The sequence below is a fragment of the Chloracidobacterium sp. genome, assembly GCA_025057975.1.
Taxonomy (GTDB): domain Bacteria; phylum Acidobacteriota; class Blastocatellia; order Chloracidobacteriales; family Chloracidobacteriaceae; genus Chloracidobacterium.
In genome coordinates, this window is record JANWUV010000021.1 from 20,328 (window position 1) to 35,395 (window position 15,068).

At 62.4% G+C, this 15,068-nt stretch carries 15 protein-coding genes; 7 read left to right on the forward strand and 8 right to left on the reverse strand.

Going from position 1 to position 15,068, the window contains the following annotated elements; genetic code table 11:
• Positions 1-266: 266 nt before the first annotated feature.
• Positions 267-1,271 carry a DNA polymerase III subunit delta' gene (gene holB / locus NZ585_14435; GenBank protein ID MCS7081231.1) on the reverse strand — a complete coding sequence of 335 codons (1,005 nt, stop codon included), beginning with the start codon at positions 1,269-1,271 and terminating at the stop codon, positions 267-269.
• 160 nt (positions 1,272-1,431) lie between these two features.
• Here holB and NZ585_14440 point away from each other — a divergent pair, with 160 nt between their 5' ends.
• Positions 1,432-2,067, forward strand: a complete 636-nt coding sequence (locus NZ585_14440) for a hypothetical protein (GenBank protein MCS7081232.1) — start codon at positions 1,432-1,434, stop codon at positions 2,065-2,067.
• A 183-nt stretch (positions 2,068-2,250) separates the two neighbouring features.
• On the opposite strand, the gene NZ585_14445 is transcribed toward NZ585_14440, so the two are convergent.
• From NZ585_14445 to NZ585_14465, 5 genes are all read right to left on the reverse strand, one after another.
• A complete protein-coding gene (locus NZ585_14445) occupies positions 2,251-2,979 on the reverse strand; it encodes a sulfite exporter TauE/SafE family protein (GenBank protein MCS7081233.1) in 729 nt (242 codons plus the stop codon).
• Positions 2,980-2,983: 4 nt separating this feature from the next.
• On the reverse strand, positions 2,984-4,198 hold the full coding sequence (recF, locus tag NZ585_14450; protein ID MCS7081234.1) for a DNA replication and repair protein RecF: 1,215 nt from the start codon (positions 4,196-4,198) through the stop codon (positions 2,984-2,986).
• A gap of 22 nt (positions 4,199-4,220) precedes the next feature.
• Positions 4,221-5,399 carry a phosphoglycerate kinase gene (locus NZ585_14455; protein MCS7081235.1) on the reverse strand — a complete coding sequence of 393 codons (1,179 nt, stop codon included), beginning with the start codon at positions 5,397-5,399 and terminating at the stop codon, positions 4,221-4,223.
• A gap of 85 nt (positions 5,400-5,484) precedes the next feature.
• A complete protein-coding gene (locus tag NZ585_14460) occupies positions 5,485-6,078 on the reverse strand; it encodes an SGNH/GDSL hydrolase family protein (protein ID MCS7081236.1) in 594 nt (197 codons plus the stop codon).
• 143 nt (positions 6,079-6,221) lie between these two features.
• Positions 6,222-7,085 carry a hypothetical protein gene (locus NZ585_14465; GenBank protein ID MCS7081237.1) on the reverse strand — a complete coding sequence of 288 codons (864 nt, stop codon included), beginning with the start codon at positions 7,083-7,085 and terminating at the stop codon, positions 6,222-6,224.
• A 171-nt stretch (positions 7,086-7,256) separates the two neighbouring features.
• Between NZ585_14465 and NZ585_14470 the strand changes: the two genes are divergently transcribed.
• The 6 genes from NZ585_14470 to NZ585_14495 all read left to right on the forward strand — a co-directional run bounded on the left by NZ585_14470 (position 7,257) and on the right by NZ585_14495 (position 12,604).
• Positions 7,257-8,819: a YifB family Mg chelatase-like AAA ATPase gene (locus NZ585_14470; GenBank protein ID MCS7081238.1), complete on the forward strand. Its 1,563-nt coding sequence runs from the start codon at positions 7,257-7,259 to the stop codon at positions 8,817-8,819.
• The gene (locus NZ585_14475) at positions 8,816-9,340 is read left to right on the forward strand and encodes a thioesterase (GenBank protein ID MCS7081239.1); all 525 of its coding nucleotides are present in this window, start codon (positions 8,816-8,818) and stop codon (positions 9,338-9,340) included. The genes NZ585_14470 and NZ585_14475 overlap by 4 nt, the downstream gene beginning before the upstream one ends.
• A complete protein-coding gene (locus NZ585_14480) occupies positions 9,246-10,019 on the forward strand; it encodes an enoyl-CoA hydratase/isomerase family protein (protein ID MCS7081240.1) in 774 nt (257 codons plus the stop codon). Before NZ585_14475 ends, NZ585_14480 begins: the two co-directional genes overlap by 95 nt.
• Positions 10,020-10,043: 24 nt before the next feature.
• The gene (locus NZ585_14485; protein MCS7081241.1) at positions 10,044-10,310 is read left to right on the forward strand and encodes a S4 domain-containing protein; all 267 of its coding nucleotides are present in this window, start codon (positions 10,044-10,046) and stop codon (positions 10,308-10,310) included.
• Complete coding sequence (locus NZ585_14490; protein ID MCS7081242.1) at positions 10,297-10,566, forward strand: hypothetical protein; 270 nt, start codon at positions 10,297-10,299, stop codon at positions 10,564-10,566. The genes NZ585_14485 and NZ585_14490 overlap by 14 nt, the downstream gene beginning before the upstream one ends.
• 130 nt (positions 10,567-10,696) lie before the next feature.
• Positions 10,697-12,604 (forward strand): serine/threonine protein kinase, encoded by a 1,908-nt coding sequence (locus NZ585_14495; GenBank protein ID MCS7081243.1) that lies wholly within the window; start codon positions 10,697-10,699, stop codon positions 12,602-12,604.
• A gap of 264 nt (positions 12,605-12,868) precedes the next feature.
• Here the strand turns inward: NZ585_14495 and NZ585_14500 are convergent, their stop codons facing one another.
• Positions 12,869-14,329, reverse strand: a complete 1,461-nt coding sequence (locus NZ585_14500; GenBank protein MCS7081244.1) for an AAA-like domain-containing protein — start codon at positions 14,327-14,329, stop codon at positions 12,869-12,871.
• A complete protein-coding gene (locus tag NZ585_14505; GenBank protein MCS7081245.1) occupies positions 14,227-14,874 on the reverse strand; it encodes a serine/threonine protein kinase in 648 nt (215 codons plus the stop codon). Before NZ585_14505 ends, NZ585_14500 begins: the two co-directional genes overlap by 103 nt.
• Positions 14,875-15,068: the final 194 nt, after the last annotated feature.

The following is a 15,068-nucleotide window of genomic DNA, read 5'->3' on the forward strand; positions in this document are numbered from 1 at the left end:
CATCGCCCCACAACGCCGAATGACGCTTGGGCCAACCTCCGGTGAATTTCTTCAGGTTGCTTCCTTTAGCCTGCTTACGGCTTGTTTACGCTGCACCATAACCGAAGCGACAAACAGAGTTGAAGGCGGGCGTGAGAAAGGCACGGACTTGGGAAGCCTTCCGTCCTAGTGGCCTGTGGTTTCAAGCTTTTTAGTGCGCTTCGCGGCGTCATCGAGGAGATGGCGCGAAAATATGTAAGATTAGGCTAACCGCGCTGAACATCGGGCTAGGCTGTCAAATCAAGCAAAACGGCTTCCAACGCCAGCACGCGGTTGATGTTGCGGTTGAGATCGCGCCGAATGGCTTCAAAGCGATTGAGCGCCCGGTGAAGCCGCTCCAGCGTGAATTGGTCGGCGAGCGTCTGCAACTTGGCGCGGATGTCGCTGTGAATGAGGAGGTCGTCCGTGTCTGTGATTTGGTCGGCGGCTGAGGCGTAGGCCTTGAGGCAGGTCAGATCACGCAACAGTCCGGCTAGCAGGTCGAGCACCGCCTCAAACTCCGGGCGTTCAAGTTTACCGAAGTAGCCGGCGGCTTTGAGGAGCCGGGCGACAGTGCGCCCCTGACTCAACAGTTCGAGGAGTTCTAGCACAAGCCGGCGTTGTTGGCGGTAGGCTTCGAGGTCTAGGCCTATCACTGCGCCGGGGCGTCCCTGCGCCAGCCGTCCCAGAAAGCGCAGATCGTCCGGCGGGCGTTTTGCGTACCGTCCGAGACATTGCTCAACTTCGGCGGGCGTCAGCGGTGTAAATCTCACCATCGGACAGCGCGAGCGAATGGTCGCCGGCAGGGTGTCCGGGCGGGCGCTAATGAGGATAATCTGGGCGTGCGATGGTGGTTCTTCGAGAGTTTTGAGAAAGGCGTTGGCGGCGGCCGTATTGAAGGCGTCGGCGCGTTCGACGAGGAGGACGCGCCGACGGCCTTCAAAGGGTACGCCGACGATAAACTGGATGGCTTCACGAACCTGTCCGATTTTGATGTATGCGCCGTCGGGAGCAATCAGTTTCACATCGGGGTGCTCGCCTTGCTCGATTCGCCGGCAGGACGGGCAGGCGCCGCAGCCCTCGTCGGGCGCCACCGGGCAGTTGAGGGCCTGCGCGACGGCCAGCGCATATTGACGTTTGCCGACCCCGGCCGGCCCGACGAACAACAACCCCGACGGCAGCCGCTGCGCACGCAGGTTGCGCTGAAGCAGTTCCTTGGCGGCGGCTTGTCCGATAAGCTCTTGAAAAGCCATACTCGGTAAACCTGCGTAGGAAGAAGGTTACTTCGGCGGCGATTTGATCGGCAAAGCTCAACTCGAGCGCTGCCTTCCGCCACGGTCGGTACGCCGCCGACGCCCCTGCCGAAACATGCTTGGTCGCATCTTCCGCGATTCCAACTAGGAGCGACTCCCGATGACCGTCACCGCCGACGCCTCCACCGCCGCCGACGCCGCGCCTGCTTTGCAACCACAACGTCTTGCCCGTGAGGTTGTCGAGCTACCAGGCGGCGGCGTTCTTGAGTATGACTACTTCGACGCCGGCCCGGATACCATGCAACGGCTGACCGATTTGCTGTTCAAGGAACACTGGCGTGAGATTGTGGTCGGCCCTTGCATTGAAGGGGCGGTGTTTGAAATCCGCTTTGAACAGCCGCCCAAGGTGACGTTTTTGGATGGTTACCTGACGGTGGACCTTGGCTACTGGCACTTCCACCTCTGCATAGGCGTTCACCGGCGTGCGCCGACGCCGGAACTTGCCAAGCGGCGACAGGTCGCCAAGGTTGCGTTTTTTCGCCAAAGCGGGCAACGTTGTGGCGGCGGGTGGAGTTGGGGACTGCGGATGTGGAACGGCGCAGGGGAACAAATGACGACCGTGTTTCTGCCCAACCCATACCTGACGGACGATATGAAAGTACGCAAGGAACCGGATTGGACACGTTTGACGCTCTGGCACAAGCTTCGCAAGCAGTTTTTAGGCGAGCCGGTCCCCGTTGATTTGGTCGCGCATTACACCACCGAGCCGCAAGCCGCCCCATGCCTGGAGGCGTAGGATATGGCGGCGCACTTGCCGGTAGGTGTCAGAGCAACGCCCGTGGTGGTGCGATCTAGGTGTGCGGCTCCCAATGCGGTCGCACCGTGCCTCGATGGTGACAGACCCTCGTGCTTGTGAAGCAGGCGGCGTCTAACAGCCTAATGTCCAACGCCTGTCCTGTTAGTTCCATCCCCGGCAGCGTTACCCAAACAACAACTTCCCGCCGGCGACGAGGAGTACAGCCGACAGGGCGTACTCAATAACACGCGGCGGCAGCCGCCGGCTGCCAAGGTAGGCCCCCAACCAGCCGCCCGCGAGCGCCGCGACAAACAGCGGCCAGACAAACGCTGGCAGCGGGGAGGCGGCGGCAAGATACCCCAGCAAGCCCGCCAACGAGTTGCCTAGAATAAACGCCGCTGAAACCGCTGAAGCCGTCTTTGTCTCCGCCCACCGTGCAAACAACAGGAGCGGTGTTAGAAAAACGCCCCCGCCTGTCCCTGTCAGCCCTGACAACAGCCCGATCCCCGCACCGCTTGGCAACGCCAACGCTAACGGCGGTAGCCGGAACTCGCCCTCAACCGGCTTCGGCAGCCACAGTCGCAGGGCTGAAAACCAGAGGACGCCGCCCACCAGCCACTTGAAAACTTCCGGCGGAGCGGTGAAATACCCGCCGATAAACGCCGGCGGAAGCGCCGGCAGCGCAAACGGCCAGAAGCGTCGCCACTCGAAGTAGGGCGCAAACTGCCACGTGGCAATCAAAGCCACCAAAACGTTGAGCATCAACGCTGTCGGTTTGATGGCCGGCGGGGCGAATCCAGCCAATGTCATGACCGCAATGTAGCCCGACGCTCCGGCGTGTCCGACCGAGGCGTAGAGCATCGCCACAACCAAAACGCCCGCCGTCACCCACACCAACAGCGTCCAATCCATGGGGCTAGGGGAGCGGCTTTTCAAAGTTTCGTTCGGCGGCGCTGCTCCGGCTGTAATTCCCATCTGCCGTCACGCCCATCCCGGAGCCGCACATCCCTTCGAACGTGTGCAAACCCTCGTCTTGCGCGGCGATACAACGTCCAGCGCGCACTTGCCGCCAACACGCCGGCGCGTGAACCAGTTCCGGCTTCGTCGTGGTGACGAAGGTTTGCGCCTTGTCTTGCAAGTACTCAAGCAGCGCCGTGATGCGGCCTACGTCCAGTTCGGCGTCGAGGTCGTCAAGCAGAAACACCGGCGGCTCAGCGCAATGTTCGCGGTACAGCGCAAGCTGTCCCAGCGTCAACACCAACAATGCGCTGCGCTGCTGACCGGCGCTGCCGAACCGTGCCACCTCGCGCCCGTCCACCAGAATCGCTAAGTCGTCACGGTGCGGGCCGACCAGCGCATGACCGGCTGCCAGTTCAGCCTCACGGCGACGTACGAGCCGCTCGGCCAACGCCTCCCGAACGGCTTCAGCCGCCGAAGTAGCTGAAACATCAGGGTCTAGCGCCGACACATACCGGATTGTGATTCGCTCGGCGTTAAAAATCGTCCAGTCTAAGTGTTCGTTGAGCAGTGCGGCGTATTGCGCCCGTTCGACATGCAGTCGCGTCCCAAGCTCGACTAGTTGCGCATTCCAGTCTTCGAGTGAATCCAGCCAGCCGCACCGGTCGGGCGCCACCGCCGCCGCCCGCAACAGAGCGTTTTTTTGTTTGAGCACACGGTTATAGTCCGCCAGCGTTTGTACGTAAGCCGGCTTCAGGCTTAGCACGCCCCGATCCAAAAACCGGCGACGTTCGCCCGGTTCGCCGCAAATAACGCTGAGCGCTTCACGCCCGTAGGCGAAAACCGTCAGTTGTCCCAAATATTCGTTCAGGGCGACCCGTTTGCCGTTGACAAACAGCGTCTTGCGTCCCCCTTCAAGGTGGATGTCCAGTGTGACGGGTGTGGAGCGGCGCACGATCTCAGCGCGCAGGTGCGCCGCCGTTGCCCCAAAGGCGATGACCTCCTGCGGCTGGTGGGTGCGGAAGGATTTCGTCGTCGCCAGCAGATAGACGGCTTCCAGCCAGTTGGTCTTGCCCTGCCCGTTGTCGCCCCACAGGACGTTAAGGCCCGGCGCAGCAGGCAATGTTCCGGCGAGATTGCGGAAGCCATCCACGGTGACTGAGGCGATGTCCATGCACGGTGTGTTTTCTTCAGCTTCAGGACGACTTTAGCGCGGCGACGCCGGGTAGCTCGAATCCTGCCAAAAACTCCAGACTGGCGCCGCCGCCGGTCGAAACATGGGTAATTTTGTCGCCGAGACCCGCCGCATTGACGGCCGCGACGCTGTCGCCGCCGCCGACGATGCTGACGGCCTCTGCCTCGGCTACGGCGGCGGCAATGGCGTTCGTCCCGGGGGCATAGCGTGGGTTCTCGAAAATCCCCATCGGGCCGTTCCAGACAATCATCCGCGCGTTGGCGATCTCTGCACGGTACGCCGCAATCGTCTCCGGCCCGATGTCGTAGCCGGCCAAGTCGGGCGGCGTCGCCGTGACGGCCACGGTTTGCGGCTCCAGTTCCGGCCGCGCTAAGTCGCCAACGACGTGATCAACAGGCAGCAGCAGCCGGACGTTTCGCCCCTGCGCCTTGGCTTCCAGCGCGCGCGCCACATCAAGTTTGTCATCCTCGACCAGCGAGCGCCCCACTTCCACGCCGCGCGCCTTCAAGAACGTGTAGGCCATCGCGCCGCCGATGAGTACGGCGTCGGCGACCTCAAGCATTTTGTCAATGACCTCAATTTTGTCGGAAACCTTCGCGCCGCCAAGGATGGCGACGTACGGATGCTCCGGCGCGTGCAGCGCCTTGCCAAGGTATTCCAGCTCGCGCTCCATCAGCAGGCCGACGCCCCGCTCGGCGACGAACGCCGCCATGCCGGCCGTCGAAGCGTGCGCCCGGTGCGCCGTCCCGAAAGCGTCGTTGACATAGACATCCGCCAGCGCCGCCAGCCGCCTCGCAAACGCTTCGTCGTTCTTCTCTTCCTCCGCGTGAAAGCGGAGATTCTCCAACAACAGGACATCGCCCGGCTGAAGTTCCGCAACCATAGCTTCCACATCCGGGCCGACGCAATCCGGCGCAAACCGTACGGCCACGCCAAGCTGTTCGGAAAGCACGCCAACGACCGGCTGCAGGCTGTACTTCGCTTCCGGCGCGCCCTTAGGCCGCCCCAGGTGGGACGCCAGAATGATTTTCGCGCCTTTTTCGCGCGCCAGTTGAATGGTTGGCAGGGCGGCCCGAATGCGCGTGTCGTCCGTCACGCGGCCATCTTTGACAGGTACGTTGAAATCCACGCGAATGAACACACGGCGGTGGTAAAGGTCGAGGTCACGGATGGTACGCATGGCGAAAGGGTCTCCGGGAAGCATGGGCGGTCGTCGCCGACGGGCGATGTTACAGGCAATGTATAGGCGAATCGCTGCCGGGAAGCTACCGCGCCGGGACGACCGGCAGGATGGCTTCAACCCATAGGGCGTACATCTTGCCCGACGGATGCAGTCCATCCGCGGCCAGCAGCGAGCGGTCGCGCGCGGCGCGGCGCGAAATTTCGGTTACGTCCACATACTGCGCGCCGACCATCGCCGCTTCTTCGCGGTTGACGACGTTGAATCGGTCAATGAGCGGGCCTTCGTTCCCACGCCCCTGTCCGGCGGCGAACGGCGTCATGCACCAGTCGGGAATCGAAACGACAATGACGCGCCGCGCGTCGCCGCCCGCAAAGGCGACGGCTTGCCTAAGCAGTGCGCGGAACAGTGGGCGGTACTCTTCGGGCGATCTGCCCCGATACTGGTCGTTGACGCCGATGAGCAGGGTTACGAAATCGAATGTCCCCTGCGGCGGGTCGGCTGCAATGGCGGCGGCCAGTTCATCGGTCGTCCAGCCTGTGCGCGCGATGATGTAGGGCGCGTCAACGGTGCGCCCGCGGCGGCGCAGGGCTGCACAGAGTTGTTCGGGAAAACGCTCCGGCTCGGTCACGCTTTCGCCAATGGTGTACGAATCGCCTAAAGCTAGATACCGCTCCATAGAAAAACCTTTCTGTTCACTGGGCGCTGCGCCGATGGCCGGCGGGCGCGGCGGCGCAGAACGGCAAGCGAGACAGACCACCATGACCAGCAGGAACAGCGCCGGCCATGTCCAACGGCGGCAGGTGTCCGGCGACAAGCGCCTCACGGCATAGCCTCTAACAGGCGGCAGCCGCCCGCAACGAACACCAAACCGACCCAGTGCCGCACAAAAACCACGGCTTGACTAAGTAGAAACAACAGCGCCGATGAAACCCACGTGAGCGGCGACACCTGACCAATCAGCCAGACCAGACCACCGACGGCGATCAGCCACAGCCAAGTCGTCCAGACGTAGAAGCCGACAGAAGCGACTGGATGACGCGCCAAAACGCCAAACCCGGCGCGCAACTGTCCCAGTAGCGAGCGGCGCGGACCGTGAACGACCAGCGCTAGCTTGATGTAGTCTGCAATCAACCGAATGCTCCACATCACCAGCAGAAACGCCGCTGCCCCGACCCACTGCATGAGTTCGGCGCGAAACGGAGTGGTTTGGTCACGGGTCAGCTCGCCGTACAGCGCCACCCAGACCACCGCCAACAGGAAACCTGCACCCGCCTGAAGCAACAGGGTCGCCGCCCCCGCAACAAGCAGCGGGAGAAAGTACCGGCGGCAGTCGGCTTGGAAAGTGCGAGGTGTTTCCTGTGGAACGAACGATGCGATGACGCCGCCCGCCAGAAACGCGGCGATGAGCCAGCCAAGCAGCAGGGCCAACCCCGTTGTGACAAGCAGCCGCAGCGGAAATGCGCTCTTTCCAATCCGCAGCGCCGCCAGCAACCACTCGATGTCCAGTGAAGCTCTGAGCAGCCGCTCGCCGAAGAGCGACGCGCCGTTGACGGTATTCAGCCAGAGCACGACCGGCAGCAGCGCTACCAGCGTCAGCGTCAGATTGACGGCAGTCAAAAGCAGCGCCCACTTCGCGCTGGCCGTTGCGCGCCGCAGGCTGTCTATGAGTAGGGAACGCAACATCACTCACCGAGGCCGACTCAGCGTTGGCGTGATTCAACCAAGTCGGCGTGGCAAGAACAACCGCTCGCCGTCCGGGAAAACCGCTCAGTCTTCTCTTAGCTTCCGGCTTGCGTGTCGCCGACGAAACCCCTAGCTTCACTCTCACCATCCCAGTGCAGCGGTCGTTACATCATGGCGCTCTTCAAAACCTTTGGGGCGGCAGTCTTCGGCATTGACGCTCATCTGGTCCAAGTCGAAGTTCACCTGACGCCGCACACCAGCGACCAACAACCCATCATTACGATGGTGGGCCTACCGGACGCCGCCGTACGGGAAAGCCGTGAACGGATTCGCGCCGCCATCACCAACTGCGGTTATCTGTTTCCAAACCAGCGCGTCACGGTCAACCTTGCGCCGGCTGACCTGCGCAAGGAAGGGGCGGGCTTTGACCTGCCGATTGCCGTGGGCGTCCTTGGGGCTATGGGTGACGTACGGGAGCGCTATGTCGCCGATACGCTCTTTGTCGGGGAGTTGTCTCTTGATGGGCAGGTGCGTCCGGTCAAGGGGGTTCTCTCTATGGCGCTCAAGGCGCGCGAAAGCGGTAAGCGGCGCATCATCGTGCCGCACGACAATGCCCACGAAGCCGCCGTGGTCAGTGGGATCGCCACGTATCCGGTGGCGTCGCTGGCCGACGTTATTCGCTTGCTTGAAAGCGACGCACTCCCGCCGCCGTTCACCGTTGACACAAGCAAACTGCTTAGCGTCGCCGCCGACAGCGGCCTTGATTTCCGCGACATTCGCGGTCAACTCCATGTCCGACGGGCGATTGAAGTCGCCTGCGCCGGCGGGCACAACATTCTCATGATTGGCCCACCCGGTTCGGGCAAAACCATGCTGGCCCGCCGGATTCCCACCATCCTGCCGCCGCTGACTTTTGAAGAAGCGCTTGAAGTCACACGCATCCATAGCGTCGCTGGACTAACGCAGGGGCAGGGCATGGTGTGCGAGCGCCCTTTTCGCAATCCGCATGTCACCGTTTCCGACGCCGGACTGATCGGCGGCGGCGCGACGCCCCGCCCCGGTGAAGTCAGCCTAGCCCATCACGGCGTTCTGTTTCTGGATGAACTGCCGGAGTTCGACCGCAACGCGCTGGAAGTGTTGCGCCAGCCGCTGGAAGACGGCAAGGTGACGATTTCGCGCGCCGCGATGTCGTTGACGTTTCCGGCCCGTTTTATGCTGGCGGCGGCGATGAACCCCTGCCCGTGTGGCTTCTTCAACGATCCGACGCGCGAATGCAAGTGTACGCCGGTGCAGATTCAGCGCTACGTGGCGAAGATTTCCGGCCCGCTGCTGGACCGGATTGACATCCACGTAGACGTGCCGGCCGTCCGTTTTCAGGAGTTGGCCGGCGACGCGCCAAGCGAAGATTCTGCAACCATTCGCGCGCGGGTTGTCCGCGCCCGTGAGCGTCAACTCGAACGCTTCAAAGCCGACGCCGGCGGCGCGAAACCGGCGATGTTTTGCAACGCCCACATGACGCCCCGCGCGATTCGGCGCTACTGCCGGCTGGACGCCGCCGGGACACGCATGCTGGAAACCGCCATGGCGCGACTAGGGCTGTCGGCGCGCGCCTACGACCGCATCCTCAAGGTGAGTCGCACCATCGCCGACCTTGAAGGCGCGTCCGACATCGCCGCGCATCACGTTGCGGAAGCCATTCAGTATCGCAGCCTTGACCGGAGCTATTGGCAATGAATCTCAGTGTCGGACAGATGGAAACCGTGACCTATGTCGTCACGAAAGACGATACGGCGCATGGCCTTTCATCCCACTGGAAAGATGCGCGCTACGCCGACGCCTACCTTGATGTCTTTGCTACGATTCGAATGATTGCGTTGATGGAACTAGCCTGTGGTCGGCTGTTGGAAGCCGTCCAACAGCCGGATGAACTTTCAGTCGGGGTCGAGGTCAACGTTCGCCACTTGGCGCCGACGCCCGTCGGCGTCGTGGTGACGGCGACGGCGACCTACCTTGGGTACGACGGAAAACTCCATCGCTTTCGCGTCGAAGCGTTCGATCCCGGTGGTAAAATCGGTGACGGCGAACACGCCCGCGCCATTGTTCAGGCGGAGCGGCTCTTGGGCCGGCGCGCGGAAACGCTTGACGCCACGGTGACTGGTTATGGCCCTTGCACAGTTGAGTCTCGAACATCGCATCGCCTTTCTCACGTTGGCTTCGCCGCCGCTCAACATTCTCACGCTGGCTATGATGCGTGAGATCAACCAGCGACTGGATGAACTGGGACGGCAACCGGCCAACGCCTTTCAAGCGATTGTTCTCGCCGCCGCCCCGGAGTGCACGGCCTTTTCGACCGGCATCTCGGTTGAAGACCACCAACCCACCACGGCCTATCAGACGCTTCAGGAGTTTCACACGATCTACCGCAACCTGCGGACGCTGGGTAAACCCGTGATCGGGATTGTGCGCGGTCAGGCGTTCGGCATGGGCTGTGAACTTGTGGCGTACTGTGATTTGGTCATCGCCGTGACGACGGCGACCTTCGGACAGCCGGAGATTCGACTGGGTCTCTATCCGCCGACCGCCGCCGTCCTGTTGCCGCGCATTGTTGGGTGGCGACGCGCGATGCGCATGGTGCTGCTGTCAGAGGTCTTGGACGCCGCTGAGGCGCAGCGGGCAGGGTTAGTGGATTACGTTGTCCCCCCAGAACAGCTGCCAACCAAAACCGAAGAGGTGCTCGCTGTTTTGCACGGCTGGAGCGCGCCCGTGTTGGAGTCGGCGCGGCGGGCGCTGCACACGGCGTACTTTCATGACATTGAAGCGGCGATGGCGGCCGTTGAGGATCAGTATCTCAACCAGTTGATGAACTACGCCGATGTCCAGGAAGGGCTGCGCGCCTTTCGTGAGAAGCGCAAGCCGGTCTGGCGACATCACTAAACGGCTGTCCGGTGCAAGAACGGGATGCGTCTGGACGTGTTTCTCAAGCTTAGCCGCTTGGTTCCACGTCGAACTCTCGCGCAAGCTCTGTGCGACGCCGGCGCGGTGCTTGTCAACGGCCTCCCGGCGAAAAGCGCGCGGACGGTTAGGGTTGGCGACGAGGTGACGCTACACCTGCGCCGGCGGCGCATCGTGGTGCGGGTGGCGCATCTCCCAGAAACAAAGTCCGTCCGCACACCAACGGCGCTCTATGAACAGCTTTCCGAGGAACGGCTTGATGATGACGTTTAGCTCGGAGCACCGGCGGCTGGCGACTGAAGCGCATGCCCACCTGCGTGAAGCGGAGCGATACCTCAGTGCAGTGCTGGACGGTCATGGCGACCAAGCGACATTTGAAGCCGCTTGCGACGCGCTCAATGTGGCGGCGGTCAAATTGCGCTTTATCCAACTCGAACTGGCTGCTAATGAAGAAGCGGCTGTCCAAGAGGCGACAACGGACAACGCTTCCACTGATCGCGCTGAAGACGATACGCTGTCGCCGGATTGATGGGTTTTAGAACGAAGCTTGTTGAACTGACCGGGCTGATGTCTCAATATCTTCGGCGGTTTTTCCGGGTGACCGCCCGGCGGTCTGCCGACGCTCCGACCACAGTTTTACACCGTCCGTAGATGACGCCATGCGATACTGCCCAATCTGCAAGCAGTGCTATGACGACACGGAACTGCGCTGCACGAAGGACGGCCTCTATCTGGTCGAAGCGTTTCCCGGGACGCGCATCATTAGCGGCAAGTACCGTCTGGATGCGTTGATTGGTCAGGGTGGGATGGGCTCGGTTTACCGGGCGACGCATTTAGAACTTGACCGCACGATCGCCCTGAAAATCGTCTTAGCGGATTTTGTCTCCAATAACGAAACCTTGGAGCGCTTCCGCCAAGAAGCCCGTGCGGCGGCGCGGCTCAATCATCCCAACGTCATTAGCGTGTATGACTTTGGCGTACTACCGACCGGTCAGGCTTATCTAGCGATGGAACTCCTGACCGGGCGTTCGTTGCGCGAGGAACTGGAAAGTCACACCACGCTGTCGCCGCAGCGGGTGCTAACTATCCTGCGCCAGGTCTGCCAAGCCGTTCACGCGGCGCATGAGGCGGGCGTCATCCACCGTGATCTCAAGCCGGACAACATTATCCTGCTCGGTCCGAACGAACTAGGTGAGGAAGTCATCAAAGTGGTGGATTTTGGCATTGCCAAGCTCAAGGAGCGCACCGGCGGGACGGTTTCCAATCTGACCGAACCGGGCTTGGTCATGGGGACACCGCACTATATGTCGCCGGAGCAATGCCGCGGCGAAGAACTTGACCGAACTTCCGACATTTACTCGCTGGGTGTGACGATTTATGAACTCCTGGTTGGGCACGTCCCCTTTGACGCGCCGACGCCTTCGGGTGTCATCATCCAACATGCTGTTGAACCACCGCCGCTGCTACGGCGTCTTCGACCGGACATTCCCGAAGAAATCGAGCGTGTGGTTTTGAAGGCGCTTTCCAAAGTGCGTGAGCAACGGCAGAGGACGGCGCTCCAACTCTACGCCGAGCTGGAGCAGGCGCTGCGTGACGCTGAAGAAAGGGTTGCTGCGCTCAATCTCGACCACGTCTCGCCCACATTTCCGACGCTTGACCTATCGCAGGCTGCGCCGACCGGCTTGACTCTGACCGCCACGCTCAGCGGGCATGAGCATGTCGTCAAGAGTTTGGCCTATCACGGCGGCGGCAAGTGGCTGGCGTCCGCCAGCGGCGACGGCACGATCCGCCTCTGGGACCTCACAACCAATCGTGAAGTCAGCGTTTTCAACGGCCATGAATACTCGGTCAACGCCGTCGCCATTGCACCGGACGGCTTGCGTCTGGCTAGCGGTGGCGCGGATGGCACGGCGCGCATTTGGACGTTGTGGGACGCTGTCGAGATCGCCTCGCTTGGCCATCGCACAGCCGTACGCGCAGTGTTGTTTGCCTCCAGCGGGCGGTGGCTTATTACGGCTTGCGATATCGAGGTGAAAATCTGGGACGCTCTGCGCCAGCGCCAGATTGCGTCTTTCGTCGGCCATATCAAGACGATTGACGCGCTGGCGCTTTCCCCGGACGGCCACACATTAGCGTCGGGCGGCGCGGATGACACGATTCATCTGTGGGACCTAATTTCAAAAACCGAGCGGGCCATGCTTCGCTTGCCGGGTCATGCGCCGACTTCGCTGGCTTACCTACCGGACAACTACTTGGCGTCGGGTGGACGGGACGGGCGTTTGTGCCTCTGGCAAGAGACGGAAGCGAAACCAACGCATATCGTGGAGGCGCACGACGAGGCCATTCGCGCCATTGCGCTGTCGCCCAGCGGTGGTTGGCTAGCTTCGGCTGACTGGAACGGCGTTGTCAAACTCTGGACAACAAGTGATTTGACCAATGTCGCCACGGTTGAAGCGCACGACGGGGCGGCGCAGGCGCTGGCTTTTGCCCCTGATGGAGATTGTCTAGCGTCCGGTGGGGCCGACGCCCTGATTAAGCTCTGGCAGATCGGCCCAAGGGTTTCCTAAAGCAGTCCTTGTACAAGGCTTAGAGACGCCATGAGCCAACGGTTTGGCGTGCGGCGGCGCTTTGCCGCTCTCTGACGGCGCGACATTCCGTGCTGAAAACTGCGCCAATGCTTGACCAGCCGCGTGAGAAAAGTCCCTGAAAAACCTTGCCCTGCAAGCGTAGCGATACTTGGGCGCTACAGTGCGCCGCCAATGAAACGACCGCCGCGCGCTCAGTCAAACGGGCGCAACACTAGTGTGAAACCTACGACAATTCCACGCGCGCTACTCGTACACCCCGCGTCTGGCCCGCAGCTGGCGACCCAAGTATCGCTCGTACAACCGACACCGCATCCGCGCTCGCTCCGGCGTCTCGCCAACGACCACCCCGCCGCTCCGCAGTCGGAAAAACACATCCGCCGACAGCCCGCTATTGCGCCGCTCCAGCACCAGCCGCACGCCCTCCTCCAACGCCGCCTCCTGCTGCACTGACAGCCACACTCGCCGCAAATGCTCCCCGTACGGCCCGTCGTCCGTGTCGGCGCACGCCAGCAAACCCTCCGGCGTGTACCGATGCTTCGCCACCTCGTACAGCCCCTTCTGCGCCAAGTACGGATGTCCCCCAACCAACTCGTAAAACGCCCTTAGCTCTCCCTCCGTCAGCGGCTCGCCGTACCGTCGGTTCAACTCCGCCGTCTGCTCCAAACTAAAATCCTTCACCTCAAGTCGCAGCCCAACGTTGAACGGCGACTGGTTCATATCCGCAATCAGCAGATGCGCCTCCGTCGCATACGCCATCAGCAACGTCAGCCGCCGCCATACGCAGCCCGGGTCCAGCGCCCGCTCGTTGTGCCACGACCGGAACAACCCAAACACCTCGCTTCCATACGCCCGCCCAAACAGCCGATCCACCTCATCCATGCCCCACACCAGCGACCCGTCCAGTTTGGCCAGAATCTCCCGCCGAACGAATCGCTCGAAGTTGATGGTCGCCCCACGCCGCGTCTGCCAGCCCGTCTCCGGGTCGGCGTCCAACTCCAGCGCATCCGCCAGCAACCCGCCCAGCGCCTTGAAAAACGTCTCCACCGTCGCCAACTCCGCCTCGCCTAACTTCTGAAAATCGGTCAGCGCCACCTTCACGCCCGCCGTTCCCTGCCGCGCCTCCTGCAAACCCCGCGCCAGCAACGACGTTTTTCCCATCTGTCGCCCGCCCTTGATGAGCACGATGCTGTCCCGGCGATGAATCACCTGCACCAGTTCTCGATCCACCTCACGCACAATGTAAAACCGCGACTCCAGCTCCAGCGCTCCGCCCGGCTCGTGCAGTTCTCCCGTCCGCTGGGACGGCGGCGTGCGCAGCGTCGGCATGGTCTCCGCCGTCGGATCAGCGCCGCCAACCACTGCCGCCGCTGCACTGCCCCCCATCAATAGCCGTTCCACCTCTTCTCCAAACCATCCCGCCGACGCCGGCCGCTGCGCCGGATCGTACGCCAGCGCCTGACACACCAATGCGCTGACCGTCTCTGGAATGTCATTGTTGAGCGCCTTCGGCGGCGGAAACCGCCCCCGCTCCTGCTGCTCCTTCAACTCCCACAACTGCGCCATCAGCGTCGCCGCCTTCACGCGAAACGGTAGTTGTCCCGTCAACAACTCATACGCGATAACCCCAAGCGTATAGACATCGCTCGCCGGCGTCGCCGCCCCCAGAATCTGCTCCGGCGCAATGTACGACACCGTCCCGGCCACGACCCCACCGTGGCATCGGCCAGCACCGACCGCTCCACCTTGGCGATGCCGAAATCAATCAGCTTGATTTGGTGCTCGCTCGCCGCCACCCGCGCCAGCATCACGTTGTCCGGCTTCAAGTCGCGGTGCGTCACCCCGACCGCATGCGCCGCCGCCAACGCCTGTCCCAACTGCCGCACCCAGCGCCCGGCCACCCCAAAGGCTACCCCCCGCCCGGCTTGGCCGTATTGCGCCATCCCGTCCCGCAACGACACCCCTTCAACGTACTCCATCGCAAACCACGAGCGACCGTCCGCCAACACGCCGGCGTCCAGCACGCCCACCACGTACGGATGCCGAATCCGGCTCAGGGCTTCCTTTTCTTGGTGGAACTTGCGCTGCATGTATTCATCCGCCCCGGCGCGCAGCACCTTCACGGCGACCGGTCGCACGAGCGAAGGGTTGCTCCGGTCAAACTGATCCTGCGCCAAGTACACTTCGCCCAGTCCGCCGGCGCCGAGCAGGCGCTCAAGCCGGTATCGCCCGTTGAGGATGGTGTTTTCCATAAACCCGCCTTGTTTTTTCCTGAGTCGTTTGCCGGCCCTGTTTTGACGTGAGCATTATCGCCGTCGGCGCTTCAGACGCAAAGCGGCGCGTCAACGGCGACGCCGCCGGGGTTGGCGGCGACTACCGCTCCACCACCACTTCGCCGTCGCGGTAGCGGAAGGGCGTATTGGCTTCCAGCAGCTTTTGGATTTCC